This window comes from Erythrobacter sp. WG (genome assembly GCF_026586795.1).
Taxonomy (GTDB): Bacteria; Pseudomonadota; Alphaproteobacteria; order Sphingomonadales; family Sphingomonadaceae; genus Erythrobacter.
On record NZ_JAPFGY010000014.1, the window covers coordinates 64744 to 90209 of the forward strand.

Here is a 25466-nt window from a genome sequence, read left to right on the forward strand (position 1 = left end):
ACAAGATAAAGCAGGATTTTGGGTTCCTTCGGATTTTCAGCCTCGATCCGCAGAAGGCGGCTATGGAGGCGCGCAAATTGAGCAAGCTGACTGAGCGGTTCGGAGGTGCAGTGCGTCAACGGCGCAAGGCGCACGGGATGACGCAAGCCGCTCTCGGGGATGCCGTTGGCCTTAGTGAGGAATGGGTGCGCCGGATCGAGCGGGGGACTGGCGCACCTTCCTTCGACACACTCGAAGCGCTGGCCGTGGCCTTTCATTGCACCGTCGCGGACCTGTTTGCGCCGATGTCTGAGCGCGACGTGGCTAGTGCCCGGATCGAGACATTGTTGTCCAGCGTGCCAGACGACGATCTGCCATGGATGGAGGAACTCATTCGCGTCGCCGCGCGCCGGTCGACGCGTCACAATCCCTGAGGCCGCCTCAGGAGCCTCTGGTGTTCGCCGGACCGGCTACAACACTCTGGGGCACCGTGAAGCCTCGCGCTCTTGCAGGCGTTCGTCCCCGGGGCGAAAACCAGCAGTGCCGAACACCGCGCCAGAGTTGCAACCGGTTGCAATATCAGCCGACATCTTGCCGCCTTTGTGCAGGTGCGACGATTACCGAGCGAAGGCTGAACGGGGCGTATGACACCCTTTTGAGGGCACGGTGGAGGAGGGGCACCGCGCCCCGGTTGCCATAGCGCTGGCCTTGGTTGACGGTCGCCCAACCTCCAAGCGCGTGGGCCGTTTCCTCCGCGATGTCGGCCATGCGGCACGCATCCCTGAACCCGTGCCGGAAGCTGTGAAACACCAATGCAGGATCAGATAGGCCAACGCTGTCCATGAACCGACCGAACCATTTTGAGAGGTTGTGGGAGTAGTTGCCTTTCGAGCTTGGTTGCAGAGCGGGGAAGAGGCGCTGATCGCGGGCGACGCTCTCGACGAATTCCAGGAAGCCCGATGCCAGAAGCTCGTCATGGATGGGGACGATCCGCTCGCTGGTCCGGTTCTTGAAGCGCTTTTCCTTCACCGCTCGACCGCTTGCATCGAAGCGTGTGAGGTTGAGGCACTTGATGCCGTCAACCTCGATCACGTCCTCGGTCCGAAGTTGGCAAAGCTCTTCCGCTCGCGCACCGGTGTAAGCGGCTAGGGCTGGCACCCAGAACTTGTGCGGAGCCTCTTGCCGATGTGGGGCGAGGACGTTGAAGATCAGGGCTAGTTCCGCCGCTGTCATGCCCCGCCGCTCGACCTCAGCACCACCTTTCGGTTTTAGACCTTCGGTGCTGACGGTGACACCGTAACCATGGAGCTTGCCCCAGCGAAGTAGGGCTGAAAGGTTCTGGACGTAGCTAGCGACGGTGTTGGGCGCGAGGCGCTTGTGGTTCCCTTTGGTGCTGGCCGCAATCGACTGGGCGAGGGTCAACTTGGGGAACTTCTTGGTCCCGTTGGCGGGGAGGCTTTCGAGAAAGGTCACGAGATCGACGCAGCGTTGGCGCGTGACATCGCGAACCGGTAGCTGGTTCCCCCAGCATTCTTCGATCACGCGGAACAGCAGCCCGTATTTGCGCGCTGTGCTCTCAGTGCCATGGAGCTTTTCCCGTTCTGCCCGGAACGCACCGACAAGATCACCGACACAATAGATCCCTGCGGGCGGCTGGGAGCCATCAGGATTGAAGATGGGATGGGGCGGCGCTGTCTGCTGCCCAGTCAAGTGATCACGCGCCAGCATCGCCTCAAAACGGAGCCCATCAGAGATCAGAGACTTGAGAGTAGCGTAGGCAATGCTGTCGCGATTGACGGCCGGATACATCGTCTGCGTTCTTACCGTGCCTATGCGGTAGGGCTTACTTGGCACGCCCCGCTCTGACAGAAGGCGATCGACCATCCGTGCGACCACATCCCCCACGTCATCTTCGCGCGTTTTGATGGCAGCGAGGTCCCGCTCAAGCTCGCCAAGGAAGTCGTCCAAATCGTCGACCAAGTCTGCGTCAGGTCGGCGGTAGTCGGCTCGGGCGTCCCACCAGCCGCGCACAATGCCTTCTAGTGCCGATCGGCCAAGATTTTCGATGCAGCCGGTTGCAAGCGCAGCTTCGACTAAGGAGCGAGCATGCAATTCCTCTCTCTTGCGTTGGAAGTCTTCCTCGATCTCTGCAAGCTTGAACGGGTAGCGCCGTTTCGCTTCGCGTAAGTCTTTGGTTGCGAGGGTCTTACGAACGGTGTTCGAGGGGTAGAGGTGCTTAAGATCGGCTGGAACGCTTTTGCGAACCGTCCAAGTGCCTTCACGTGGCGTCAAGCCGGGATATCGGGCCATCTCGTCGTCCATGTGTCACAGTTTAGTGTCACAGTCCGACCAAGAAAAGCCTTGATCCCCAGATTGTTGCGCCTTTTCAATCGCCCCTCCGGCCCCCGGTGGGCCCGGCAGGATTTGAACCCGCGACCTAGCCGTTATGAGCGGCCAGCTCTAACCGCTGAGCTACAGGCCCCGCGCCGCAGGGCGGGTGCCGGAGGGCAGGCGACGGGCAGGCACTAGCTTGCGCGGGGCGGGGACACAAGCGCGCAGACGCCCGCCGGCTAGTGCCCGGTAGCGGCGAGGACGTCGGCGATCGTGCAGGGGCGCACGCGGCGCTCGGCGAGCCGGGCATAGACCGCCTCGAGCCAGGCATAGAGCCGGTCGACTGCGCCCTCGGTCGCGGCATAGGGGGTGTGGCCGGGGGCAAGCGAGGGGCTGTGGAAGGACAGCACCAGCACCGGAAGATCGCTGGCAAGCGCGAGATCGATACCGCGCAGCGCCTCCTCGATCGAGACGCCTTCCGGGGTGAGGGCGATCCGTTCCAGCAAGCCGAGGCGGGTCAGCGCGCCGAGGCCGCGCGGGATCTGCGCGGCAGGGCGGCGCAGGCCCCGGCCGAAGACGCGCAGCGCGCCGGCATGGACGCTCGTCACGGGCAGTTCGAGCAGCCGGCTGGCCGCGTCCACCCAGTAGGGGGCGAGCGGGTGGCGCATATAGTCGGGCCCGCCTTCCGGACTGTAGTCGAACAGCGGCCTTACCGATGTGTCCACCTTCATGCCGTGGCGGATCAGCAGCTCGGCGGTGTGCGGGCCGAGCCCGTAGCGCCCGGCCCGGTAGACCAGCGGCGCGGTGCCGAACGCGGTCTCGATCGCGTCCCGCAGCACGGCGAACTTGGCCTCCTCGAGCTCCGGAGGGAGGTTGCCGGCGAAGGAGTTGTGCATCGTCACCTCCTCCGCGAAGGGCGGGTTCACCCAGGGGTGGAGCTGCACGCCCACTTCGGCAGTGCCCCGCCGCACCGCATCGCCGAGGATTTCCACCGCGCGCGCGTCGGAGACGATCGGCCAGTCGACGAGATAGACGGGCGCGACGCCGATGCTCTCGCAGAAGGCCTGGAAGCGCGGGATCGCGGCGACGTGGCTCAGCCCATGGCCTTCGCGCGCGAAGGGGCCGCGCCAGTTGAACTCCTCCTCGGTGTCGACCGTCAGCAGCACGCGCCGGCCGAAGCCGGGCGCAAAGCCCGCGCGGCGCCCGGCGGGCGGGATGTCGAGCATCGATGGTGTCGTCATGATCCCCTTCGCCCCCCGGCGCGGCGTCAGCCGCCGAGTGCGCCGGGCAGGACCGAGCTATCGCTCACCAGCGGCAGGGTCAACTCCACCGCATCGCCTTGGCGTGCAAGGTCGCCCCCGCAGGCGCGCGCCTCGGCACGGGCGAGCCGGAGCGCGAAGCCGGTCCCGAACAGGCCCGGGGTGATCGTCGCCGAGGTGTTGCGCACGGTGGCGGCGAAGAGGTTTTCCTCGCCGGCGAGCCGGGCGGGAAGGGTGCAGACCAGCCGCCCGAGCCCGCGTCCCGCGCCGCCTACCAGCGGGGAGAGCGTCACCGCGATCCGCTCGCCCGGCGCGCAGGCGCCGGCAAGGCTCGCGAGCAGCCGCCACACCAGGCCCTCGGCATCCTCGGCATCGATCCCGATCAGCAGCGCCGGGGTTTTGGGAAAGGCGAGCGCGAGGCCGGCATCCTGCGGATCGAGCGCGGCGGCGAGCTGCGCGGCGGTGCGACGCACCAGCGCGGCAAGGTCGACCTCGCCCGGGGTCATGTCCAGGGCTCCGGATTCGAGCCGCGCCAGGCGGTCGAGCTCCTCGAACCCGGCAAGGATCCGCGCGGCATCTGCGGCGATCGCGGCGGCGAGCGCGCGGTATTCGTGCGGTGCCGGGCCAAACAGCTGCTGCTGGATCACCTCGGCATAGCCCTGCACTGCGGTCACGGGGGTGCGCAATTCGTGGAGCAGCTGGCGGATACGGTCGGCCTCGCGCGCGGCGGGATGATCCGCGCCGCCGGCCGCTTCGGCGGGCCGGCGCAAGCGGCCGATATAGCCTGCGAAATGACCGTCCTCGCCGAACCGCGGCTCGGCATCGAGGGTCCAGCTCCCGGCGATGGCTGGCGCCCCATCGAGGGTGACGGCGGCGCGCAGGATCGGCTGGCGGCGGGTGAAGGCGCGGGCGAGGCTCGAGGGCTCGCCGGCCCCGGGTGCAGCGGCGAACAGCCGGGTGCCGATCACCATCGGCGCGACCTCGGGCACCGCCCAGGCGATCCGCCCGGAGGTGTCCGCGGAAAAGCCGAACGACGTGACCGGGCGCCCGCTGCGCTCCGGCAGCTCGCCGAGCGGCAGGCGCGGCGAACGGTCGAGTTCGGCAGGCGTTTCGCTGCGCTCGCGGCGGAACTGGGCGATGCGTTCGACCAGCGCCGAGATTTCGGTGCGGGCATTGTCGTCGCGGTCGCGGCGGCGGTCCTGCGCCGGCTCGGGCGGAGGGGAGGGGGCGCCGCGCAGTGGCATGGGGATCACCGCGCCCGGCGGCTCGGGAGCGCGCTGCATGGGGGCGGCGGGGGTATCGCGGAAGGGGGCGGGCGCATCGGGGCGCAGCGCACTGGGCGCCTCGTCGACGGGTTCACGGGTCGGCACCGCCTCGGCGGGCGGAGGCAGGCCGCGATCATGCACGCCGAGCCTCGCAAGCAGCGCCTCGACATCCACCGGCAAATCGCGGCGCAGGCGCAGAAAGCCGCGCGCGCGCACCGGCAGGCGCGGGATCAGCGCGCTCCATTCCTCCGCCGTCAGCTCGGCACGGGCAAGCGCGGCAGCAGCGACCTCCGGCTCGTCATCGGCGAGGTGGAAGGCGAGTTCGGGGTTGCGGAACCGCCAGCCGGGCTCGCGGATCATTCGGGCGCGGGTCTGGCCCGGGATCGCCTCGCCGAGCGCGGACATCCGCAGCCAGGCCGCCGCCATCAGGCTGCTGTCGCCGCCGCGCCCCTGCGTCCGGTCGCGCCCGAGCAGGTCGAGCAACTGGCGGAACTGGGTGCGCTGGTTCGCCTCGCCGGTGGCGCGCTGGCGCAACACGGTGGCTAGGCGATCGTCAAAGAACAACAGCGTCTCCTCTTGCGCCCGGCACGCGCCCGAATCGGCGCAAGGGTTGAAGGCCCACGGTGCATACCGCGCGCCAGCCTCGCCGTCTTACCACCCCCGGCCGATAGTCACAGTCTGACGCAAAAGGCGCGTTGCAAAGCGGGACAATTGCTGGCAGACCTAATAATATTAGCCGGGCGTGCCATTCCGCACGCGTCTTGTTTCCCGGTATCATGTTGCAGGCGCGCCGCCCGCTTTGCCGGGCCGCGCCGGGGGGAGTTTTAGCCACGTGGCCAATCTCGACGAAATCGACCGCCGCCTGCTGGCGGAACTGCAGGCGGAAGGCCGCGTCACCAATGTCGAACTCGCCCAGCGCGTCGGGCTGACCGCGCCGCCGTGCCTGCGCCGGGTGCGCGGCCTCGAGGAGGACGGGGTGATCCGCGGCTATCACGCCGATCTCGACCCGTCGAAGCTCGGCTTCGCGATCACCGTCTTCGCGATGGTCAGCCTCAAGAGCCAGGCCGAAAGCTCCCTGCGCGAGTTCGAGGAGCATATGCGCGCTCTGCCCGAAGTGCGCGAGTGCCATATGCTCAACGGCGAGATCGACTTCATCCTCAAGATCGTCAGCAAGGATTTGCAGAGCTTCCAGGAGTTCCTGACCGGCAAGCTGACTCCGGCGCCCAATGTGGAAAGCGTCAAGACCTCGCTGACAATCCGCACCGCCAAGCAGGAGCCGGGCGTGCCGCTGTGACCGAAGCGTCACGCCTCGACCATCCCGTCACCGGCCGCTGCCTGTGCGGCGCGGTGACGATCACGGTGGAGGCGATGGAGGCGCAGGTCGACATCTGTCACTGCGCGATGTGCCAGCGTTGGAGCGGGGCGTTCTATGCGGGCGTGAAAGGCGAAAACGTCACCGTCGAGGGCGAGGCGGCGGTCACGGCCTACCGTTCGAGCGAATGGGCCGAGCGCGCCTTCTGCGGCACCTGCGGCAGCAACCTGTGGTACCGCTTCCTGCCGACGGGCAGCCGCAGCTTCCTTGCAGGCCTGTTCGACCTGCCCACGGGCTTCGGCATCGAGCGGCAGATTTTCGTGGACGAGAAGCCCGATTGGTATGATATCGCTCAGGAAAGCCCGATGCTGACCGGCGAGGAAATCATCGCCGAAGCCGAGGCTGCGGGCTTCAGCTTCGGCTGACGTCGATCCCCAAGGAGGGCGCGAACATGATCGATGAGCCTCCCGTTGCGTCCGCCGTCGTCGCGCCGCCTGACACAGGCGCGCCATCGCTCCCGCCTCTATCCGAGCGGACCGACGGCGACCTCGTGATCGACCTCACCCGGCTCGTCCCCCGGCCGCCTGCCGAGGATTGCGCCGACGCGGCCCCCGATCCTTTCCGAAACGACATCTTGGTCTGCGACAAGGCCCCGCGCTCACCCCGTCTCGGCCCGGTGGTGGGCCCTGTGGACGACGGCTTCGCCAGCGCCGTCCCGCGCGCGCGGATGAAGCTGTCCGACAAGGCGAGCGCCGAGGCGAACCTCATCAAGCAGGGCGTGGGTGGCTTCGACGGAGACGGCGCCGAAGTGCGGGTGAAGATAGATTTCTGACGCTTTTACAGGCTCTTGCATCGACCCCTCTCGAACGCTATTGGCACAGTGATGCAAGTTCCCGCGGATCCCGAAGCCGCTGATCCGCAAGTCGCCCGGTTCGACCGCGGATGCCTCGGCATGCTGCTCGCACTCATGGTCCCGCTCGCCCTCTTCTTCGCGGTTGCCGCGTTGAACCCGGACGTCGCCAGCTATTTCGCGGCGATGGAGGTGCGTCGCAAGATCATCGGGGCTTTCCGCTTCGGCCCCATCGACGCAGGGGCACTGATCCTCGCGGCGCTCAGCGTTTGGGAAAGTCTGCGGACGGCACGCAAATTCATCGCGGGACGAGCGGTGTGGATCGAGGGCGCAGCGCTGCGCTTCCACCCCACCATCCGTCGCCGTCCGCTGCCGCTCGAGGAGGTCAGCGGCATCACGCAGAAGGATGGTCACTTCGAGACCCACGTGGTGATCGCGCACGGCGCGGGCAGGCGCCTGACCGTGCCGATGGTCGATCATGACAGCGCGCGGGCCTTCGTGGCCGAGGCCGAGAGCGCGCGCGCGCGCCTGACCTTCGGTTAGTGCAGCTTGAGCTTGGGCCGCACGATGCGGTTCACGCGGCCGACCAGCATCAGGAAGGTCGCCTTGCTCCACCCGTGGATGCCGATCAGGTGCAGCCGGTAGAGCGAGGTGTAGATGAACCGCGCCAGCCGGCCCTCGATCGCCATGCTCCCGCCGATGAGGTTGCCCATCAGGCTCCCCACGGTCGAGAAGCGCGAGAGCGACACCAGCGAGCCCTTGTCGTAGTAGACGAAGTGCCTGAGCGGGCGCCCCTCCTGCATCCGCACGATGTTGGCGAACACCACCTCGGCCATCTGGTGGGCGGCCTGCGCGCGCGGCGGCACGGGGCGATCCTCGCCCGGGGGGGTGTAACTCGCGCAGTCGCCCAAGGCGAAGATTTCGGGATCGACGGTCGATTGCAGCGTATCGGTGACGATGATCTGGTTGCGGCCGTTGGTCTCCAGCCCCAGCCCTGCCAGGAACTCCGCGCCCTTGACCCCCGCTGCCCAGACGATGAGGTCGGCCTCGATCACCTCCCCGGTCTTGGTCACGAGCTCGCGCGGGCGCGCCTCGACCACCTGCACGTCGGGGCGCACCGTGACGCCGAGCACCTCGAGCTCGTGCTTGGCGGCTGCCGCCAGCTTTTCCGGGAGGGCGGGGAGGATGCGCGGGCCCGCCTCGAGCAGGGTCACGCGCATCCGGCTTTCGTCGAACACCTCGAGCCCGTAATGCCGCAATGCGCCTGCGGCGTTGTAGAGCTCGGCGGCGAGTTCCACCCCCGTCGCCCCGCCGCCGACGATCGCGACGCGCACCTGCTCGTTGGCGGTCGGATCGTTCATCATCGCGCGGCTGACGCGCAGGCAGTGGTTCAATAGCCGCGTGCGGAACCGGTCGGCCTGGGCGCGGCTGTCGAGGTAGAGGCAGTGCTCCCTGACACCCGGCACGCCGAAATCGTTCGACACCGAGCCGACCGCGAGCGCGAGGATGTCATAGCGGATGGTGTGGGCTTCGATCAGCTCGCTGCCGTCCTCATCCTTCACCGCGGCAAGGCGGATGGTCTTGGCCGCGCGGTCGACGCTTTCGAGGCTGCCTTGGAAGAAGCGGTAGCCCCAGCGGTAGCAATGCCCGCGATACCCCACCTCGTCGAGATTGGCATCGAGCGCCCCGGCGGCGACTTCGTGGAGCAGCGGCTTCCAGATGTGGCTGAGGTTCTTGTCGACGAGGATGATATCGTGCTTGCGCCGCCCGTATTTGGCGCCCAGTCGGCGCACCAGCTCCAGCCCGCCTGCACCGCCTCCGACGACGACGATCTGGGTCTTGCGGTTCATTCGGGCACTCCTTCACCAGCGTGCAGCGCAATCCCGGCCAGACTGTAGCCGGGAAGCAAAACAAAAGCGCGTCAAATCATGTCGGTGGCGATGCGGGCGGCCGGCCTGACATGACCGTCTCGAAAGGGAGGAGCCGGACCTTGATAGGCAAGTGGGCGGCGAGGGGAAATCCCTGCCGCCGGCGAGGATGTCGATTGTTGTTGCGGTGCAGCATTATTGCACCGTCTTGCGTCTCAGCTTCCCGGGTCGAGCCTGCCGAAGAAGCCGATCACCTTCACGATCCTGCCGGCATCGTTGACCTCGGTGAGGTCGAAGCCCTCCATCACCGTGTGGCCGTCCATGTCGATCGCCCAGTGATGGCGGCAGAAATTGTTCTGCATCTCGATACGGCTGGCGTGGCGATAGACGGCGGCGGGGAAGGCGGCCCGGGTCGCCTCCACCATCGCGAGGAACGGCTCGCGGCCGACGATGTTGTGGCGCGGATCGACGAAGTGGACATTGTGCTCCATCGAGGCCTCGCACATCGCGCGGCGCCTTGCGGGATCGGGCGTGTTCCAGATCGCGAGCATTGTCTTGAGGTTCGCTTCATGAGGGGGCATCTTCGACTCCATAAAACCGACCGACGGTTTGTATTTGCGAGAAGCCATGCACGGAGTAAAGCGCCGATCATGCCGACCCAGCAGGAAAGATCCGACACGACCCGCGAGGCTCTGCTCGCCGTGTGCCGGAAGCTCCTGCTCGCGCGAGGGCATGAGGCGACCACGATGGCGGCGGTGCTGGCGGAGGCGGGCCTCAGCAAGGGCGCGCTGTACCACCACTTCGCCAGCAAGACCGAGCTCATCGCGGCGATCTACCGCGCCGAATCCCACGGCGCGATCACGCGGGCGCTGGCGCGGGCGGGGACGGCAGCCTCGCCCCTTGGCGAGCTGACGGCGACGTGCGCGGCGTGGCTCGAAGAGGTCCGCGACCCTGCGGTGGCGGCGATCCTGTTCCGGATCGGCCCCGCCGCGCTCGGGATCGAGACGGCGCAGCGGATCGAGAACGAACACAGCCTCGCGCTGTTTAAGAGCCTGCTGACCCGCGCCCGGGAGGCGGGCGAGGTCGGCCCCGTCGATCTCGCCCTCGCCGCGCGGCTCATCAACGCGGTGATGGCCGAACTCGCGCTCTCGCGGCTGCGCAATGGGCGCGATCACGGCCCGGACGTGCGGGCCATGATCCGCGGGCTGCTGAAGGGGATGGAGAGCGGGGCGTGACCGGAAAGGTCAGCTCCCGCGCGTTTCCAGCCAGTTTTCCAGCCACTTGATCGAATAGTCGCCGTTCAGCACGTCGTCTTGCCGCAGCAGTTCCTGGTGGAGCGGGATGTTGGTCTTCACCCCCTCGACCACCATCTCCTCGAGGGCGCGGCGCAGGCGCATGATGCAGCCCTCGCGGGTGCGACCGTAGACGATCAGCTTGGCGATCATGCTGTCGTAATAGGGCGGGATGCGGTAGCCGGCGTAAAGCCCTGAATCCACCCGCACATGCATGCCGCCCGCGGCGTGGTAATAGGTCACGAGGCCGGGCGAGGGGGCGAAGGTGAACGGGTCCTCGGCGTTGATCCGGCACTCGATCGCGTGGCCCTTGAACTCGATGTCCTCCTGCGCGACCGAGAGCGGGCGGCCCTCGGCGATGCGGATCTGCTCGCGCACCAGGTCAACGCCAGTGATCGCCTCGGTCACGGGGTGTTCGACCTGGAGGCGGGTGTTCATCTCGATGAAGTAGAACTCGCCGTTCTCCCACAGGAACTCGATGGTTCCTGCGCCGCGATAGCCCATGTCGCGCATCGCCTGCGCGCAGACTTCGCCCATCCGGTCGCGCTCGGCGGGGCTGATGACGGGGGAGGGGGCTTCCTCGAGCACCTTCTGGTGGCGGCGCTGCAAGGAACAGTCGCGCTCGCCCAGGTGGATCGCATTGCCCTGACCGTCGCCGAACACCTGGAATTCGATGTGGCGCGGGTTGCCGAGATATTTCTCGATATAGACGGTCGCGTCGCCGAAGGCGGCCTTCGCCTCGGAGCCGGCCTGCTGCATTAGGGTCTCGAGCTTGTCCTCGCTCTCGCACACCTTCATGCCGCGCCCGCCGCCGCCGCTGGCGGCCTTGATGATGACGGGGTAGCCGATTTCCGCCGCGATCCGCTTGGCTTCGGCCGGATCGCTGACTGCGCCGTCGCTGCCCGGCACCAGCGGCAGGCCCAATGCGCCCGCGGTCCGCTTGGCCTCGACCTTGTCGCCCATGGTGCGGATGTGCTCGGGCTTGGGGCCGATCCAGATGATGTCGTGGGCTTCGACGATGTCGGCGAACTTGGCGTTCTCCGACAGGAAGCCGTAGCCGGGGTGGATCGCGTCGCACTGCGCGATCTCGGCGGCGGAGATGATGTTGGCGATGTTGAGATAGCTCTCGCCTGCAGGCGGCGGGCCGATGCACACCGCGTGATCGGCAAGGCGCACGTGCATCGCATCGGCATCGGCGGTGGAGTGCACCGCGACCGTCTCGATGCCGATCTCGTGCGCCGCGCGGTGGATGCGCAGCGCGATCTCGCCGCGATTGGCGATCAGGATGCGTTTGATGCCCATGGGTTTACGCGATCACCACCAGCGGCTGGTCGAACTCGACCGGCTGGGCGTTCTCGACGAGGATCGCGGTGACCGTGCCCGATGCGGGCGCGGTGATCGGGTTCATCACCTTCATCGCCTCGACGATCAGCAGCGTGTCGCCCTCCTTCACGCTGGCGCCGACGGTGACGAAGTTCGCCGCGCCCGGTTCGGGGGCGAGGTAGCAGGTGCCGACCATCGGCGATTTGACGGCGTTCTTGAGGTCGGGGCCGGCGGACGCGGAGGCTTCGGCCGGAGCCGGTGCGGCAGCGGCCGGCGCCGGAGCGGAAGGGGCGGGCGCGGCCGGTGCTGCGGCATAGACGGGCGCGGCCGCCGCCAGGGCGCCGCGCGAGACGCGGATCTTGCGATCGTCGTCCTCGACCTCGATCTCGGTGAGGCCGGTCTCGTTGAGCAGTTCGGCGAGCTCGCGCACCAGCGCCGTGTCGATGTTCATGCCCGACTTGCGCCCGTGTGCCTTCCCGCCTTCGCCAGCGTCGTGTGCCATGTATGCCCCTTGTAGACTGGTGCGACCGTTAAGCGCGAGGGTCTATTGCCGCCAATTGCGGCAAGCAAGTGGCAAGGTTGCGAAATGTGAAAGTGGCGTGACGAATTACACCCCGCCCGACGCTACGGCTTCGAGCGCGATGCGGTATGAATCCGCGCCATGCCCCTCGACGGTGAGCGCGGCAGCCATGCCCACGTAGGAGACGTGGCGGAAGGGCTCGCGGGTCTTGGGGTCGGACAGGTGCACCTCGACCACCGGCGTGCGGATCGCCTTGATCGCATCGAGGAGCGCGATCGAGGTGTGGGTATAGGCGGCAGCATTCAGAAGCACCGCGCGGGCGCCTTCCGCCTGGGCTTCGTGGAGCCAGTCGACCAGCATCCCCTCGTGGTTGGTCTGGCGCATCTCGATTTCGAGGCCGAGCTCCCGGGCGCGGTCCTCGAGCATTCCGGCGATGTCGTCGAGCGTGGTCGTGCCGTAGATTTCCGGTTCGCGAAGCCCAAGGAGATTGAGGTTGGGGCCGTTGAGGACGTAGACGAGGTTGGTCATGACGGCGGGATAGCCGCTTCAAAGCGGGTGTCAAAGGTGCCAACGACGGCACTGGCGATACCCATCGCCTTTCGGTCAAGCCTGGCTTAGGCTGCCCCCGGCTCAGTCAGGAGGTGCGATTTTGGCGCGACGGTGTTTCTTGCTTGCCGCTGTCATCCTGGTGGCCGGAGCGTTGCTGCACATTGCCGTTCTGGCCGCTGGCCCCGAGTGGATTGCCTTTGTTGGTGCCCCGCCGGAAGTCGTGCGATCGGCAGAGCTTGCCACATGGTTGGCGCCCGTGAGCACGCTGGGTATCGCGGCTCTGCTGGCAGGGCTTGCACTTTACTCGCTCGCCGCAGCAGGGAAGTTCCGCTCTCTGCCGCTGGTCAAACCGATCCTGGGGCTGTTTGCCGCGATCTTCGTTTTGCGCGGGCTGATCATTGTGCCTGCTCTTGTCCAAGGCCGCGTAAACTGGGCTGCGCCTGTGGACGTGTTCATCGTTACCAGCTCGTTTGCGATCCTCGTGCTTGGCGTTGCGCTTTGCCTTGGCCTTTGGGCAACGCGTGGATCGCGCCAGCCCCCTACCGATCCACCCCCTTGACCTTGCCCCACTGGCGCGCAGCGGTGTAACCGAGGTAGCCGGTGCCGAACAGCGCATAGAGCGGCTCGGGCAGGCCCGCCAGATAGGCGTTCATCCCCGCGGCGATCTCCCGTGCGGCGGCAGGGTTGAAGGCTGACAGCACCCCCATCGGCAGCGCGGTCAGCAGCAGGATATACATGACGTAGAGAAAGCTCGGGCGGGCGCGGCTGGTCCAGGGGTCGGCGGAACTGGCCTCGGCGACGATCGCCTTCAGCTGCGCCTCGATCATCTGCATTTCCTGCGTGCCTTCGAGCGCGATCAGTTCGAGCTTGGCCTTGGCGCGGGCCTCCTTGTCGGGGATGATCTTGTCAATGATCGAGGCGATGGGGCCGATAAGGGCGTCGATGAGGGGCATGGTGCGACTCCGGTTCGGGAGCGCGCAGGTGTTCACCACATCGGTTCGTGTAGGAAAGCCTATTCCGCCCCGGCCTCGGCGAGCAGGCGTTGCGCCAGCATCAGATGGGGCCGGTCGAGCATGGCGCCGCCCAGCGCGACCACGCCCGCGCCCGGATGGTCGGCGAAGGCCTGCACCACGGCGCGCGCATGGGCCAGCTCCTCGGCACTCGCGGTGAAAGCTGCATTGATCGGATCGACCTGCGCCGGGTGGATCGCGAGCATCCCGCGGAACCCCTGTGCCCGCACGCGCCGCGCCCGGGCCGCCAGAGCCTCGAGGTCACGGAATTCGGGCTGCACGGTCTCGATCGGGGCCACACCGGCGGCCGCCGCGCCGATCAGGCACAGGCTGCGCGCCATCTCGTAGGTATGGGAATATTCCCCATCCGGTCCCCGCTGCTCGCGCGCACCCAGCGCCGAGGACAGATCCTCCGCCCCCCAGCTCATCGCCACCAGCCGCTCGCGCCCGGGGTAGTCGCCCGCGTAGTCCCCCGTCCTGAACATCGCCGCCGCGGTCTCGGTGACCAGCGCCGCTACAGCCGTGCGGCCCTGTGGAATGCCGTGTGCCGCCTCGAGCGCGATGAGGTAGTGGTGGAGCTGTGTGATGTCCGCCGCTCCTTCGGCCTTGGGGAGGAAAATGCCGCCCGGCCCGGCGGGGATGACCGCGGCCAGATCGGCGATGCAATCGGCCCCGGCGATGGGGTTGATCCGCACCCACAGCCGCGCGCGGTGGGGGGAGGCGGCGATCTGCTCGGCGACCATCGCGCGGGCGGCCGCCTTGTTCTCGGGCGCGACCGAATCCTCGAGGTCGAGCAGGACGATGTCCGCCGCGCTGCCTTCCGCCTTGCCCATTTTCTTGGCGCTGTCGCCCGGCGCGAACAGCCAGGAACGCATCCGGGGCGGAGTGGGGGCGGGGTGGGTCATGGAGCGATCCTTCTGTCTCGATCCTCGCGCTTAGAAAGAGCGCCCGCACCCTGCAAGGCCCGCGTGGGCAAGCCTCAGAACGAGCCTTCGATGTCGAAGCTGAAGATCGTGCCGTAACGCCGATCGCGGCTTTCGCGGAAGGCAACGCGGCCCGCCGCCCGGTCAGCAAAGATGGTGCGGTCGAAACGGTCGCGCTGGCCGACGAGGTTGCCGACCCGCCCGCGGACCGTCAGCCCGAACACGTCCTTGTGTTCGACGAAGGCGAACAGGAAGGCAAAGCTCGGCTGATCGAGCGACACCTCGTCAAGCCGCACCCGGCGGGCGACCTTCTGCCAGTCACCGCGCAGGCCCAGCGCCCAAGGCGTGTCGGGGATGTCGTGGCGGAGCCGGAAATCGGTCGTGAACAGCTCGTTGCCGGAAATCTGGCGCACGGTGCCGAGCAGCGGGTCGCGCACGCGGCTCGTCGCCCATTCGGCGGAAAAATCGATGCGGGTGCCGCGCCAGCCGATGCCGTCCGAGAGCAGCGTCACCCGCCCCTCAAGTCCGTAAAGCCGCGCCGAGGGGATGTTGCCGGGCGCCTGCCCGCCAGCCGCCAGCGGGATCTGATCGACGACATCGGTGAGCAGTTCGTAATAGCCGCTCACCGTCAGGTTGCCGAGCGCGCCCATCCGCCAGCTCGCCTCGACATCGGCGACCCAGCTCTGTTCGGGGCGAAGGTCCGCGTTGCTGTCGTTGGTGCGGTCCTGATCGAGATCGACGGTCGCGATGAAGTCGAAGAAGTCGAGCTGCCCGACCTTGCGCTCGATGCGCCCGGCAAGGTTGAGGTCGGCGTTCACCTTCCAATCGAGCGCGACGAAGCCCTTGGGCCGCCAGAAGCTGCGGGTGCGGCCGAAGGGGCCGGACTGGCTGATGCGGGAGTATTCGGCCCCGGCCGAAACCTGCATCTGAAGGCTCGCCGCCAGCGCCCGGTTCCAGGTGAGCCGCGCGTCGGCCCGGTCCTCGTTCACGTCGGCGCTCGCGCCCGCGAAGATCACCGGCTGGAGCACGCCCGCCGCATCGCGCTCGGCGAAGGAAGAGAGGATGCTCAGCGAATTGCGCGCGCCTTCCAGGGCGGCGACGAGGTTCCCGCTGCCCGCCTTCACCGTGTATTCGGTGCGCAGGATCGTCTCGCTCTCGTCCGCGTCCTGCGCGAACAGCGAGCCCTGCGGCACGCGGCCGTCTTCGAAAGTTGTCTCCACGCGGTTGGTGAAAGGGCTGTCCTCGCTGCGGTGGTAGCCGATCAGCTTGAGCCGCCCCGGGCCGAAGGCGAACTCGTAGTCGGCGCCGAGCTCATAGTTGAACTCGTCCTCGGTGCGGCGCAGGTTGCGCACCCGCTCGAGGCTGCCGCTGGGCGGGCGCTGGAGCGAGACCTCGGTCTCGCGGAAGATGAAGCCGCCGGTCTGCCCGGTGAGGTTGAGGATGTTGCCATTGTCGGCGGTGCGTGCGTAGGAGCCCGACAGATCCATGCGGTCGCTGTTGAAGTTGGCCTTCTCGTCGCGCAGCGCGATGAGCCGATCGGCGCCGTCGAACACCTCTTCCGGACCCTCGTTGCCGCGCCGGTTGGATTCGTTGCGCAGTTGCACAGTCCATTCCGACTTGGCCCCGCCGCCGGCCAGCGCGACGCTGCCGCCGAGCAGGCGTGCGGGCGTGCCGAAGCTGCGGAATTCGGGGTTGTAGCGGAACTGCCCTGTGATGCGGCCGCTCGCATTGGTGACGACATTGAGCACCTGCCCGGTGAGCCCGCCGATGCCGAGGCTCGCACCGTCGACCAGCTCCAGCCGCACCACATCCTCGGTCGGGATGCGCCGCAGCGCCTCGACCGGGCCGTTGGCCTTGCCCGAGATGCGCCGCCCATTGATCAGCACGTTGGTGTCCGCCGCCCCGAGCCCGCGCGCGCCCTCGCCGCCGCGGATCGCGAAGCCGGGGACGTTGCGCGCCATGTCGAAAGCGTTGCGCGGCGCGAAGCGGGCAAAATCGTCGGGCGCAAAGGTGCTGCGGGTGGTGAGCGCGGCGCTGTCCGCCCCGGCGCTCGCAGCCGCCGGGTCGGCGGGCGGATCTTCCTGCGCCGCGGCCGCGCACGCCGGTGCGCAGGCGACGAGCGCCGTCACGGCTGCACCGACAAGATGGGTGGAACGCAGGGACGAACGCAACATCGCCGGGCGCTTGGCCGCAAGGCTCGGGGCTGTCGAGACTGGCCGCCGGGCCGCTCGTCAAAGCGATATCCTGCATCGACGAACGAAAAGCGGCGATTGGGGCGCGCAAGGATGCCGGACGGGGCGCTGGCGTGTTTTGCATTTGGCGAGGGAGGGGTTCAGTTGCTATGGAGGACCCAACGTCAACCAGCGGGGGCTCCGCCTGTGGCAATTGCATTTTCCGTCAACGGCAAGCCGGTGGAGGTGGAGGCGGAGGCTGACACGCCGCTGCTGTGGGTGCTGCGCGAGGATCTCGCGCTGACCGGCACCAAGTTCGGCTGCGGCATCGCCGCCTGCGGGGCCTGCTCGGTCCATGTCGACGGCGCGGTGACGCGCTCTTGCAGCGTGCCCGTGAGCGAGATCGCCGGCAAGGCGGTCACCACGATCGAGGGGCTGAAGGGCGCCGACGGCACGCTCCACAAGGTCCAGCAGGCCTGGGTGGACGCGCAGGTGCCGCAATGCGGTTACTGCCAGTCGGGGCAGATCATGGCCGCCGTGGCGCTTATCGAGGCGGTCGGCACGCCGTCCGACGCGCAGATCGACGCGGCGATGACCAACATCTGCCGCTGCGGCACCTATCCGCGCATCCGCAAGGCGATCCTGGCCGCGACCGGGCAAGCCGCCGCCGCCACTCAGACGGGAGCCGCGTGATGGCCGACAATCCTCGCCCCGATCTCGACTTCCCCGAAGCCGGAGAACCCGCCGCCGCGCCTCCGGCGACAACGCCAAAGAAGAAGGGCGTCAAGCGGCGCATCTTCCTGGTCGGATCGGCGCTCGTCGTCGGCGGCGGGATGTTCGGCGTGTGGTGGTCCGACAAGGCCGCCGGCAAGCACGCGAACGCGCTGATCGCGGGCGAGGGCGAGCACGCCTTCATGACCTGGATGAAGATCGCCGAGGACGACGCCGTCACCGTCTATTCCCCGCATATCGACTTCGGCCAGGGCTCGCACACCGCCTTGGGCCAGATGCTCGCCGACGAGCTCGACGCCGATTGGGGCAAAGTCCGGGTCGAACAGGCGCCCGCCGACACGGCCTTCGCCAACACGGCGCTCGCCAAGGGATTCCTGCCGACGATGGTGGGCGAATTCGCCGCCGGGCTGTTGCCCGATGCGGTGATCGGGATGATGGCGCGCGGAATGCCGCTGATGATTACCGGCGGCTCCTCGGCGGTGCGCTTCACCGGCGAGGTGGCGATGCGCAAGACCGGCGCGGCGGTGCGTGCGGCACTGGTCGCGGAAGCCGCCGAGCGGCTGGGCGTTCCGGCGGGCGAGCTGACCACCGCCGGCAGCGTGGTCACGCACACGAAATCCGGCAGGTCGCTGCGCTACGGCGAACTGGCGGCGGGCGCGGCAGCGCGCTCGCTCGACCGCGACCCGCCGCTCAAGACCCGCGACCAGTGGAAGCTGATCGGCCAGCCGGTCGTGCGCGGCGACATCCCCGCCAAGGTCGATGGCAGCGCGGTTTACGGCATCGACTTCACCCTCCCCGAGATGCGCGTCGCCACCGTCGCTGCGGCCCCGGTGCGCGGCGGCAAGCTGGTCTCGGTGGACGAGGGCCCGGCGCTCGCCGTCAAGGGCGTCGAGAAGGTGGTGAAGCTCGAGGACGCAGTGATCGTCGTCGCCAAGGGGTACTGGCAGGCGAAGAAGGGGCTCGATGCGCTTGCGCCCAAATTCTCCGACGGCGGCCACGCGACAATGTCGACCCCGGCGATCTACGCCGCGCAAGGCACGCTGATGGGCGGCGGCAAGCCCGACAATGAGGGCGGCGCGGGCGATGTCGAGGCCGCCTTCGGCGCGGCCGGTGCCAAGATCGTCGAGGCCGAATACCGCGTGCCCTTCCTCCATCACGCGATGATGGAGCCCTTTGCGATGACCGGGCACTACAAGGACGGCACGCTCCACCTGTGGGGCGGGATGCAGGACCCGCTCGCGACCCGCGCCAAGGCCGCCAAGGCCGCCGGGATTGACGTGGGCAAGGTGGTCTTCACCCCGATGATCATGGGCGGCGGCTTCGGACGGCGCTTCCCGGATTATTGCGAGATCGTCGACCAGATCGCCGTGCTCGCCAAGCAGCTCCCCTACCCGGTCAAGCTGATCTGGAGCCGCGAGGAGGACGTCACCCACGGCGCCTATCGCCCGCAGTCCTCGGCGCGGCTCAAGGCCTCGCTCGCGGACGGGCGGATCACGGGTTTCCGCATGGACTATGCCCAGAGCGCCGATGCCGAGAGCGAGGTGCCCTTCATCTACGACCTGCCAGCCACAACCCGTCGCCACTTCGCCTACCAGTCGAACCAGACCGACGGTTACTGGCGCTCGGTCAACGCGACGCAGATCGGCTTCTATGTCGAAAGCTTCATGGATGAACTCGCCGCCGCAGCGGGCGAGGAGCCCTACCGCTTCCGGCGCAAGCACCTTGCGCCCGGCTCGCGGCATATCGCCGTGCTCGACGAGGTGGTGAAGCGGTCGAACTACGACAGCCCGCTGCCCGACGGGGTGGGCCGCGGCATCGCCATCGTCGAATGCTTCGGCACGATCGTCGCCGAGGTGATCGAGGCGACTCTCAAGGAGGATGGCAGCCCGAAGGTGCTCAAGGCCTTCGCGGTGGTCGACTGCGGCACGACGGTGAACCCGCTGAACGCCGAGGCGCAGATCATGGGCGGGCTCGTCATGGGCCTGTCCTCGGCTACGGCCGAGCAGGTGACGCTCGACAAGGGCGCGGTGGTCGAGAGGAATTTCGGCGACTATCCGATCCTTAAGGCCGCCGATGCGCCGCCGGTGGTCGATGTCCACTTCATCGAGAGCGGGGCGAAGACCGGCGGGATCGGCGAGCCGGGCCTGCCGCCTGCACCCCCGGCGCTCGCCAACGCGCTCGCCGCCGCGACCGGCAAGCGCGTGCGCACCCTGCCGATCCTCGCGCAGGCGAAGGCCTAAAGCTTGGAGCGCTGGTCGGCGCTGATCCTCGCCGGCGGGGCGGGGCGGCGCTTCGGCAGCGGCGGGGGCGAGGGCAAGCTGATGGCCGACCTCGCGGGCGCGCCGGTGATCCGCCGCGTCGCCGAACGGGTGTGCGGGGCCGGCTTTCGCGAGGTGGTGGTGGCGACGGGGGCCGAGGGAGCCTCGCTGCGCTCGGCGCTGGAAGGACTTAACTGCCGGATCGTCGCCGCGCCCGATTGGGCCGAGGGCATGGGCGCCACCCTGCGAACGGGAATCGCCGCGCTCGCCGATGATGCGCAGGGCGTGTGCATCTTCCTCGGCGATATGCCGCTGGTGCCGGCGGCGCTGTGCCAGGCGCTCGTGGAAGCGGCGGGCGCGGCGGGCTATGCGGCGCGGCCCCGGGTGGCGCGCCAGCCCGGCCACCCGGTCGCCTTCACCCGCGCCGCCTTCCCCGATCTCGCCCGGCTGACCGGCGACACGGGCGCCGCCGCGCTGCTCGCCGCGCGGCGCGACGTCGCCTATGTCGAAACCGCCGAGCGCGGCGCGCTCGCCGATATCGACACCCCGGCCGACCTCGCCGCCGCCCGGCGGGCGTGGAAGGCCTGAGCGATCTCGGCGACCAGCGACAGCGCCACCTCGCGCGGGGCCTTGCCGAAGCCCTCCAGCCCGATCGGCGCACGCAGCCGCGCCAGCGCCGCTTCGCCGACGCCGTGCGCCCGGAGCGCGGCGATGCGCTGGTCGAGCCGCACCCGCGCACCGATCGCGCCGACATAGAAGGCCGGGCTCGCGAGCGCTGCGGCAAGCCCGCGCTCGTCGTCCTCGCGGTCGTGCGAGAGGACGGCGACGGCGGTCCAGGGATCGACCGTCAGCGCCGCGAGCGCGGCGGCGGGATCGCCGCGGTGATAGGCAAGGCCGGGGAAGGGCGCCGCCTCGGGCCCGCCCGGAGCGATCAGTGTCACCTCCCAGCCCATCTCGCGCGCCAGCGCCACCGTGGTCAGCGCCGCGCCGTCCTCGCCGATCAGCACCAGCCGCAGCGGCGGGAGGAACAGCCGGGTGTAGCGCGCGCCGTCCCAATCGTCGGCAAGGGGCGCCTCGCGTGCGGCTTCGGCGTGGCGGGTGGTGCCATCGCTCGACCACAGCACCGGATGGCGCGCGTGCCAGCCTACGAGGAGCGCCGCCACGGCCGGCTCGCTCGCCCGGACCGGCTCGACCAGCACGCTGATCCCCGATCCGCAGGCGAGCTTGATGTCGATCCACGGGCTGCCCTCGCCATAGCGCAGCATCCGGGGCGTGCCCTCGGCCATCGCGGCGTGGGCGTGGGCCGCGACGTCGTCCTCGATGCAGCCGCCCGACAGGAAGCCCCAGTGCGCGTCCTCGGTCACCAGCATCTGCGCCCCGACATCGCGCGGCGCCGATCCATCGACGGCGACCAGCGTTGCGATCGCGAAGCGCTCGGGCAGCGCGGGCAGGGCGCACAGCGCCTCGCGGATGTCGTCGACGGGGGCGGAAAGACGCCAGCGGCTCATGGGCGGGCGATGCCTCGATTGGGAAGGAGCTGACGTGCTAGCCCGCGCATCCATGCGGCGCAATCGCGGCGAGGCACGCGGGGATCGGACGAGGGGGAGGCGGACGGGGGGAGAGGAAAACCACTGGTCGGGACGAGAGGATTCGAACCTCCGACCCCCACACCCCCAGTGTGATGCGCTACCAGGCTGCGCTACGTCCCGACACCAGTGGAGCGGCGCCTATAGGTTGGCCGGTCGGGGCTGGCAAGCGGGTTTGACGAAGTCGGGTTCCAGCGCGCGACAAGGCGGGAGCGTCGCGAAGGCACAGCCGTTGCCGCACGCTTGCATTGCTGCTAGGCGCGCCCACTTGAACGCTCGGGGGGCACGCCTCCCCGGTTGCAACCACGGGATCTGACAGGCTCTATCGCATGACCATCGACCTTCTCGCCGCCGCCGGCGCGGGTGCTGCCGGAGCACCGCCCGCCTGGATCAGCTTCCTGCCGATCATCGGCATGATCGCGATCTTCTGGCTGCTCATCATCCGCCCGCAGATGAAGCGACAGAAGGAGCACCAGGAAAAGATCGCCGCGGTCAAGAAGGGCGACCAGGTCGTCACCGCCGGCGGCCTCGTCGGCAAGGTCCTCAAGGTCGACGAGACCTATGCCGAGCTCGAACTCGGCCCCAATGTCCGGGTGAAGGCCGTCAAGGCGACGCTGGGCGACATCATCCCGCCCGCCGGCAAGCCCGCCAACGACTGAGCCGCGCCCGCCGGCCCGTCCCCCTTGCGCACGAGACCCTGACGCAATGCTCGACTTTCCCCTCTGGAAGAAGCTCTCGCTGTGGGCGGTGACGCTCGCCGCTGCGCTGCTGGCGCTGCCCTCGCTCGCCAGCGTCGCGGGGCTGTCCTGGCCCGCGCAGCTCCCCGATCCGCGCGTCAATCTCGGCCTCGATCTTGCCGGCGGCTCGCACCTGCTGCTCGAGGCCAAGGCCGAGGACGTGCGCGCCCAGCGGCTCACCAACATGGAGGAGACCGTCCGCCAGCTGATGCGGGGTGCCTCCCCGCGCATCCGCATCGGCGACGTCTCGACCGCGAACGGCCAGCTGTCCTTCATGCTCGAGAACGCCGCCGACATCGACCGCGCGCGCGGGCTGATCGAGCCCGCCATGCAGGGTGCGACGACGGTGCGCGAATGGGAGCTTTCGGTGGTCGACGGCCAGCGCATGGTGCTGTCCCAGACCGAGGCGGGGGTGAACCAAGCGATCGACGATGCGATGGACAGCGCGACCGAAGTCGTGCGCCGCCGCATCGACGAGCTCGGCACGCGCGAGCCGACCATCATCCGGCAAGGCGCGACCCGCATCGTGGTGCAGGTGCCCGGGCTCCAGGACCCTGCCGGCCTCAAGGCCCTGCTCGGCCAGACCGCGCAGCTCGAATTCAAGCTGGTGGACCTGAATGCCCTGCCGAGCAATGTCGAGGCGGGCATCGCGCCCCCGGGCAGCGAGATCTTCCCCTTCGCCCCCGGCACGCCCGAGCAGGGCGCGTCGCTGGCGGTCAAGCGGCTCGGCGGGATCAGGGGCGAGAACCTCACCAACGCCCAGGCGGGCGTCGACCAGCAGACCAACCGCAACGTCGTCAACATCACCTTCGATGGGCAGGGCGGGGCGAAGTTCGCCAAGCTCACCAGCGAGAATGTCGGCAAGCCCTTCGCGATCATCCTCGACGGGAAGGTGCTGTCCGCGCCGAGCATCAACGAGCCGATCGTCGGCGGGCGGGCGCAGATTTCGGGGAGCTTCACTCCGGAGAGCGCCAACACCCTCGCGATCTCGCTGCGCTCTGGCGCCTTGCCGGTGCCGCTGGCGGTGGTCGAGGAACGCACCGTGGGGCCGGACCTCGGTGCGGATTCGATCCGCAAGGGGCTGATCGCGATGGGCATCGGCAGCCTCGCGGTGATCGCGCTGATGATCGGCACCTATGGCCGCTTCGGCATCTATGCGACTGTCGCGCTGGTGTTCAACGTGCTGATGCTGCTGGGGCTGATGGCGCTGGGCGGCTTCACGCTGACCCTCCCGGGGATCGCCGGCTTCGTCATCACCATCGGCGCGGCGGTCGACGCCAACGTGCTCATCAACGAGCGCATCCGCGAGGAGCGCGCGCGCGGGCGCAAGGTCGTTGCCGCGGTCGAGACCGGCTACCGCGAGGCGAGCCGGGCGATCTGGGACGCGAACCTCACCAACGTCATTTCGGGCGTGGCGCTGTTCGCCTTCGGCTCGGGCCCGGTGAAAGGCTTCGCGGTGGTGCTGGTGATCGGGATCGTCACCTCGGTGTTCACCGGCGTGACGCTGACCCGGATGTTCGTCGCCGGATGGCTGCGCAAGGCGCGCCCCAATGATATCGTGATCTGAGGAGCAGGCGACACATGAAACTCCTGAAGCTTGTCCCCGACAACACCAACATCCAGTTCCTGAAGCTGCGCGTCCCGTTCTTCGTGCTCAGCCTCGTGCTGATCTTCGGCAGCTGGATCGCGGTGGCGGTGAACGGCCTCAACTTCGGCGTCGATTTCGCCGGGGGGCAGGAGGTGCGCATGACCTTCACCCAGCGCGCGGCTGCGCCGATCCCGAGCTTGCGCGAGCTGGTCGGCGGGCTCGGCTACGGCGAGCCGGTGGTGCAGGAATTCGGCGCGCCCAACCAGGTGTCGATCCGCGTGCGCCTGCCTGCGGGCGCCGAGGACACCCCCGGCGCGGCGACGGCGATCGGCGACCGGGTGATCGCGGCGATCGCGGCGGAATACCCCGACGCGCGGCGCGACGGTAACGACACGGTCTCGGGCAAGGTCGCGGGCGAGTTCCGCAACCAGGCGATCCTCGCCCTGCTGGCGGCGATGGCGGCGGTGTCGATCTACATCTGGGTGCGCTTCGAATGGCAGTTCGGCGCAGGCGCGATGTTCGCGCTGGTGCACGACGTGTCGGTGACGGTCGGCCTGTTCGCGATCACGCAGATGGAGTTCAGCCTCCAGATCGTCGCCGCGATCCTCGCGATCATCGGCTATTCGCTGAACGACACCATCGTCGTTTACGACCGGATCCGGGAGAACCTCAAGAAATACCGGAAGATGCCGCTCCCCGAGCTGCTCGACCTGTCGGTCAACGAGACGCTGGCGCGCACGGTCATGACCTCGCTGACGCTGTTCGTGGCGCTGATCCCGCTCCTGATCTTCGGCCCGCCGAGCCTTTTCGGCATGGTCGCGGCGATCACCGTGGGCCTGTTCATCGGCACCTATTCCTCGATCTACATGGCGGGCGCGCTGCTGATCTGGATGGGGGTGACCTCGAACAGCTTCGTGCCGACCGAGAGCGCGGCCGATCGGCAGGAAAAGCTCGCGCAGGGCAAGCTCTGACGCGCTGACCGGCCTCAGCCCTCCAGCAGCCGCGTGTAGTGCGCGGCAAGCTCGGCGGCGTTGGCTTCCCAGCTCAGCCCCTCGGTGAGCGCGGCCACCGCCGCGCGCGCCGGCGGGTCGCCCAGCACCGCGTTGATCCCCGCCGCCACCGCTTCCGGCGTGCGCGCAACCAGCCGCCCGGCGGTGTCGCTGGCGATCAGCTCACGCGCGCCCCCCACGTCGCAGGTCACCACCGGCGTCCCGCAGGCGAGCGCCTCGACCCAGGCATTGGCGAGCCCCTCGCTGCGGGTCGGCAGCACCATCACGTCGGCCGCCGAGAGGATCAGCGGCACGAGATCGTGATCGAGCGAGCCCGCGAAATGCACCCGCTCGGCCACCCCCTCGCTCGCCGCCTGCGCGCGCAGCCGGGCCTCGTCCTCGCCCTTGCCGATCAGCACCAGCCGCGCGCCGGGCACCTCGCGCAGCGCGGCGATGGCGATGCCTTGCCCCTTGCGCTCGATCAGCGCGCCCACGCAGGCGAGCAGCGGGGCATTGTCGGGCATGGCGAAACCCAGCTCGCCCGCAAGCTGGCGGCGCAGCTGGGTGTGCTCGTAGGGCCGGAAGCGGTCGCGATCGAGGCCGGTGTAATGCACCGTGATGCGCTCCGCCGGCATCCCCATCGCCGTCATCTGCGCGGCCAGCTCGCGGCTCACCGCCAGCAGCCCCTTCGCCTCCTGCGCCGCTGCCAGCATTTGCGCGCGCGCATGGGCCTGCGCGCCCCAATAGGAAATGTCGCCGCCGCGCGCCTTGATCGACAGCGGCAGGCCGAGCGCGCGCGCGATCTGCGCGGCGGCCGGGCCGTCGGGGAAGAAGAACTGCGCATCGACGAGGTCGAAGGGCTGCGCCGCGTGCAGCCGCCGCGCCAGCGGCAGCACCGCGCGCGCGATCGCGCCCGCATTGCGC

Annotated in this window: 26 protein-coding genes and 2 tRNA genes; 13 read left to right on the forward strand and 15 right to left on the reverse strand. The window is 68.7% G+C overall.

Annotation, left to right across the window (positions count from 1 at the left end):
• Positions 1–77: 77 nt before the first annotated feature.
• Positions 78–413, forward strand: coding sequence for a helix-turn-helix domain-containing protein (locus OPU67_RS09020; protein WP_267619202.1), 336 nt, complete (start codon positions 78–80; stop codon positions 411–413).
• A 145-nt stretch (positions 414–558) separates the two neighbouring features.
• On the opposite strand, the gene OPU67_RS09025 is transcribed toward OPU67_RS09020, so the two are convergent.
• The 4 genes from OPU67_RS09025 to OPU67_RS09040 form a co-directional block, all read right to left on the reverse strand.
• Positions 559–2301, reverse strand: a complete 1743-nt coding sequence (locus OPU67_RS09025) for a site-specific integrase (RefSeq protein WP_267619203.1) — start codon at positions 2299–2301, stop codon at positions 559–561.
• A gap of 87 nt (positions 2302–2388) precedes the next feature.
• Positions 2389–2461 (reverse strand) — tRNA-Ile (locus tag OPU67_RS09030).
• An 88-nt stretch (positions 2462–2549) separates the two neighbouring features.
• Positions 2550–3551: a polysaccharide deacetylase family protein gene (locus OPU67_RS09035; RefSeq protein WP_267619204.1), complete on the reverse strand. Its 1002-nt coding sequence runs from the start codon at positions 3549–3551 to the stop codon at positions 2550–2552.
• Positions 3552–3577: 26 nt separating this feature from the next.
• Positions 3578–5398: a histidine kinase dimerization/phospho-acceptor domain-containing protein gene (locus OPU67_RS09040; protein ID WP_267619205.1), complete on the reverse strand. Its 1821-nt coding sequence runs from the start codon at positions 5396–5398 to the stop codon at positions 3578–3580.
• Positions 5399–5666: 268 nt separating this feature from the next.
• Between OPU67_RS09040 and OPU67_RS09045 the strand changes: the two genes are divergently transcribed.
• Genes OPU67_RS09045 through OPU67_RS09060 form a run of 4 tightly spaced genes read left to right on the forward strand, consistent with a single transcriptional unit; the run spans position 5667 to position 7539 of the window.
• Positions 5667–6128 carry an Lrp/AsnC family transcriptional regulator gene (locus tag OPU67_RS09045; protein WP_066525791.1) on the forward strand — a complete coding sequence of 154 codons (462 nt, stop codon included), beginning with the start codon at positions 5667–5669 and terminating at the stop codon, positions 6126–6128.
• The gene (locus tag OPU67_RS09050) at positions 6125–6571 is read left to right on the forward strand and encodes a GFA family protein (RefSeq protein ID WP_267619206.1); all 447 of its coding nucleotides are present in this window, start codon (positions 6125–6127) and stop codon (positions 6569–6571) included. Before OPU67_RS09045 ends, OPU67_RS09050 begins: the two co-directional genes overlap by 4 nt.
• A gap of 26 nt (positions 6572–6597) precedes the next feature.
• On the forward strand, positions 6598–6978 hold the full coding sequence (locus OPU67_RS09055) for a hypothetical protein (RefSeq protein ID WP_267619207.1): 381 nt from the start codon (positions 6598–6600) through the stop codon (positions 6976–6978).
• Between the two features lie 51 nt (positions 6979–7029).
• A complete protein-coding gene (locus OPU67_RS09060) occupies positions 7030–7539 on the forward strand; it encodes a hypothetical protein (RefSeq protein WP_267619208.1) in 510 nt (169 codons plus the stop codon).
• Here the strand turns inward: OPU67_RS09060 and OPU67_RS09065 are convergent.
• Positions 7536–8846: an NAD(P)/FAD-dependent oxidoreductase gene (locus OPU67_RS09065; protein WP_267619209.1), complete on the reverse strand. Its 1311-nt coding sequence runs from the start codon at positions 8844–8846 to the stop codon at positions 7536–7538. The genes OPU67_RS09060 and OPU67_RS09065 overlap by 4 nt on opposite strands.
• Before the next feature lie 233 nt (positions 8847–9079).
• Positions 9080–9445: a nuclear transport factor 2 family protein gene (locus OPU67_RS09070; RefSeq protein WP_267619210.1), complete on the reverse strand. Its 366-nt coding sequence runs from the start codon at positions 9443–9445 to the stop codon at positions 9080–9082.
• A 69-nt stretch (positions 9446–9514) separates the two neighbouring features.
• Between OPU67_RS09070 and OPU67_RS09075 the strand changes: the two genes are divergently transcribed.
• The gene (locus OPU67_RS09075) at positions 9515–10099 is read left to right on the forward strand and encodes a TetR/AcrR family transcriptional regulator (RefSeq protein ID WP_267619211.1); all 585 of its coding nucleotides are present in this window, start codon (positions 9515–9517) and stop codon (positions 10097–10099) included.
• A gap of 9 nt (positions 10100–10108) precedes the next feature.
• Here the strand turns inward: OPU67_RS09075 and accC are convergent, their stop codons facing one another.
• The 3 genes from accC to OPU67_RS09090 form a co-directional block, all read right to left on the reverse strand.
• On the reverse strand, positions 10109–11458 hold the full coding sequence (gene accC, locus OPU67_RS09080; RefSeq protein ID WP_267619212.1) for an acetyl-CoA carboxylase biotin carboxylase subunit: 1350 nt from the start codon (positions 11456–11458) through the stop codon (positions 10109–10111).
• Between the two features lie 4 nt (positions 11459–11462).
• A complete protein-coding gene (gene accB / locus OPU67_RS09085; RefSeq protein WP_267619213.1) occupies positions 11463–11981 on the reverse strand; it encodes an acetyl-CoA carboxylase biotin carboxyl carrier protein in 519 nt (172 codons plus the stop codon).
• Between the two features lie 105 nt (positions 11982–12086).
• A complete protein-coding gene (locus OPU67_RS09090; RefSeq protein ID WP_267619214.1) occupies positions 12087–12527 on the reverse strand; it encodes a type II 3-dehydroquinate dehydratase in 441 nt (146 codons plus the stop codon).
• Between the two features lie 172 nt (positions 12528–12699).
• On the opposite strand from OPU67_RS09090, the gene OPU67_RS09095 reads away from it, so the two are divergent.
• The gene (locus OPU67_RS09095; RefSeq protein ID WP_267619215.1) at positions 12700–13107 is read left to right on the forward strand and encodes a hypothetical protein; all 408 of its coding nucleotides are present in this window, start codon (positions 12700–12702) and stop codon (positions 13105–13107) included.
• Here OPU67_RS09095 and OPU67_RS09100 read toward each other — a convergent pair.
• The 3 genes from OPU67_RS09100 to OPU67_RS09110 all read right to left on the reverse strand — a co-directional run bounded on the left by OPU67_RS09100 (position 13088) and on the right by OPU67_RS09110 (position 16655).
• Positions 13088–13501, reverse strand: coding sequence for a holin family protein (locus OPU67_RS09100; RefSeq protein WP_267619216.1), 414 nt, complete (start codon positions 13499–13501; stop codon positions 13088–13090). The two genes, OPU67_RS09095 and OPU67_RS09100, sit on opposite strands and share 20 nt — an antisense overlap.
• Before the next feature lie 59 nt (positions 13502–13560).
• On the reverse strand, positions 13561–14463 hold the full coding sequence (locus OPU67_RS09105) for an HpcH/HpaI aldolase/citrate lyase family protein (protein WP_267619217.1): 903 nt from the start codon (positions 14461–14463) through the stop codon (positions 13561–13563).
• Between the two features lie 74 nt (positions 14464–14537).
• Positions 14538–16655 (reverse strand): TonB-dependent receptor plug domain-containing protein, encoded by a 2118-nt coding sequence (locus OPU67_RS09110; RefSeq protein ID WP_267619218.1) that lies wholly within the window; start codon positions 16653–16655, stop codon positions 14538–14540.
• 204 nt (positions 16656–16859) lie between these two features.
• Between OPU67_RS09110 and OPU67_RS09115 the strand changes: the two genes are divergently transcribed.
• The 3 genes from OPU67_RS09115 to OPU67_RS09125 are packed head-to-tail and all read left to right on the forward strand — an operon-like array spanning position 16860 to position 20230.
• Positions 16860–17345: a (2Fe-2S)-binding protein gene (locus OPU67_RS09115; RefSeq protein WP_267619219.1), complete on the forward strand. Its 486-nt coding sequence runs from the start codon at positions 16860–16862 to the stop codon at positions 17343–17345.
• A complete protein-coding gene (locus OPU67_RS09120; protein ID WP_267619220.1) occupies positions 17345–19624 on the forward strand; it encodes a xanthine dehydrogenase family protein molybdopterin-binding subunit in 2280 nt (759 codons plus the stop codon). Before OPU67_RS09115 ends, OPU67_RS09120 begins: the two co-directional genes overlap by 1 nt.
• A gap of 3 nt (positions 19625–19627) precedes the next feature.
• On the forward strand, positions 19628–20230 hold the full coding sequence (locus tag OPU67_RS09125) for a nucleotidyltransferase family protein (RefSeq protein WP_267619221.1): 603 nt from the start codon (positions 19628–19630) through the stop codon (positions 20228–20230).
• Here the strand turns inward: OPU67_RS09125 and OPU67_RS09130 are convergent.
• Entirely contained in the window at positions 20143–21150 is a 1008-nt protein-coding gene (locus OPU67_RS09130; RefSeq protein ID WP_267619222.1) for an XdhC family protein, read from the reverse strand. The genes OPU67_RS09125 and OPU67_RS09130 overlap by 88 nt on opposite strands.
• A 124-nt stretch (positions 21151–21274) precedes the next feature.
• Positions 21275–21351 (reverse strand) — tRNA-Pro (locus OPU67_RS09135).
• A gap of 206 nt (positions 21352–21557) precedes the next feature.
• On the opposite strand from OPU67_RS09135, the gene yajC reads away from it, so the two are divergent.
• The 3 genes from yajC to secF are packed head-to-tail and all read left to right on the forward strand — an operon-like array spanning position 21558 to position 24524.
• Positions 21558–21887 (forward strand): preprotein translocase subunit YajC, encoded by a 330-nt coding sequence (yajC, locus tag OPU67_RS09140; protein ID WP_267619223.1) that lies wholly within the window; start codon positions 21558–21560, stop codon positions 21885–21887.
• A gap of 46 nt (positions 21888–21933) precedes the next feature.
• Positions 21934–23532: a protein translocase subunit SecD gene (secD, locus tag OPU67_RS09145; RefSeq protein ID WP_267619224.1), complete on the forward strand. Its 1599-nt coding sequence runs from the start codon at positions 21934–21936 to the stop codon at positions 23530–23532.
• Between the two features lie 14 nt (positions 23533–23546).
• Positions 23547–24524: a protein translocase subunit SecF gene (gene secF, locus OPU67_RS09150; RefSeq protein ID WP_267619225.1), complete on the forward strand. Its 978-nt coding sequence runs from the start codon at positions 23547–23549 to the stop codon at positions 24522–24524.
• 14 nt (positions 24525–24538) lie between these two features.
• On the opposite strand, the gene OPU67_RS09155 is transcribed toward secF, so the two are convergent.
• Positions 24539–25466 (reverse strand): glycosyltransferase (locus OPU67_RS09155; RefSeq protein ID WP_267619226.1); only part of this gene is annotated, 928 nt, incomplete at its 5' end.

What these genes read in the sequence shown, in the direction of transcription:
- OPU67_RS09025 (WP_267619203.1), bottom strand. Translation starts at nt 2,301, where the DNA reads ATGGACGACGAGATGGCCCGATATCCCGGCTTGACGCCACGTGAAGGC.
- OPU67_RS09035 (WP_267619204.1), bottom strand. Translation starts at nt 3,551, where the DNA reads ATGACGACACCATCGATGCTCGACATCCCGCCCGCCGGGCGCCGCGCG.
- OPU67_RS09055 (WP_267619207.1), top strand. Translation starts at nt 6,598, where the DNA reads ATGATCGATGAGCCTCCCGTTGCGTCCGCCGTCGTCGCGCCGCCTGAC.
- OPU67_RS09060 (WP_267619208.1), top strand. Translation starts at nt 7,030, where the DNA reads ATGCAAGTTCCCGCGGATCCCGAAGCCGCTGATCCGCAAGTCGCCCGG.
- OPU67_RS09065 (WP_267619209.1), bottom strand. Translation starts at nt 8,846, where the DNA reads ATGAACCGCAAGACCCAGATCGTCGTCGTCGGAGGCGGTGCAGGCGGG.
- OPU67_RS09070 (WP_267619210.1), bottom strand. Translation starts at nt 9,445, where the DNA reads ATGCCCCCTCATGAAGCGAACCTCAAGACAATGCTCGCGATCTGGAAC.
- OPU67_RS09075 (WP_267619211.1), top strand. Translation starts at nt 9,515, where the DNA reads ATGCCGACCCAGCAGGAAAGATCCGACACGACCCGCGAGGCTCTGCTC.
- accC (WP_267619212.1), bottom strand. Translation starts at nt 11,458, where the DNA reads ATGGGCATCAAACGCATCCTGATCGCCAATCGCGGCGAGATCGCGCTG.
- accB (WP_267619213.1), bottom strand. Translation starts at nt 11,981, where the DNA reads ATGGCACACGACGCTGGCGAAGGCGGGAAGGCACACGGGCGCAAGTCG.
- OPU67_RS09090 (WP_267619214.1), bottom strand. Translation starts at nt 12,527, where the DNA reads ATGACCAACCTCGTCTACGTCCTCAACGGCCCCAACCTCAATCTCCTT.
- OPU67_RS09100 (WP_267619216.1), bottom strand. Translation starts at nt 13,501, where the DNA reads ATGCCCCTCATCGACGCCCTTATCGGCCCCATCGCCTCGATCATTGAC.
- OPU67_RS09105 (WP_267619217.1), bottom strand. Translation starts at nt 14,463, where the DNA reads ATGACCCACCCCGCCCCCACTCCGCCCCGGATGCGTTCCTGGCTGTTC.
- OPU67_RS09110 (WP_267619218.1), bottom strand. Translation starts at nt 16,655, where the DNA reads ATGTTGCGTTCGTCCCTGCGTTCCACCCATCTTGTCGGTGCAGCCGTG.
- OPU67_RS09120 (WP_267619220.1), top strand. Translation starts at nt 17,345, where the DNA reads ATGGCCGACAATCCTCGCCCCGATCTCGACTTCCCCGAAGCCGGAGAA.
- OPU67_RS09130 (WP_267619222.1), bottom strand. Translation starts at nt 21,150, where the DNA reads ATGAGCCGCTGGCGTCTTTCCGCCCCCGTCGACGACATCCGCGAGGCG.
- yajC (WP_267619223.1), top strand. Translation starts at nt 21,558, where the DNA reads ATGACCATCGACCTTCTCGCCGCCGCCGGCGCGGGTGCTGCCGGAGCA.
- secD (WP_267619224.1), top strand. Translation starts at nt 21,934, where the DNA reads ATGCTCGACTTTCCCCTCTGGAAGAAGCTCTCGCTGTGGGCGGTGACG.
- secF (WP_267619225.1), top strand. Translation starts at nt 23,547, where the DNA reads ATGAAACTCCTGAAGCTTGTCCCCGACAACACCAACATCCAGTTCCTG.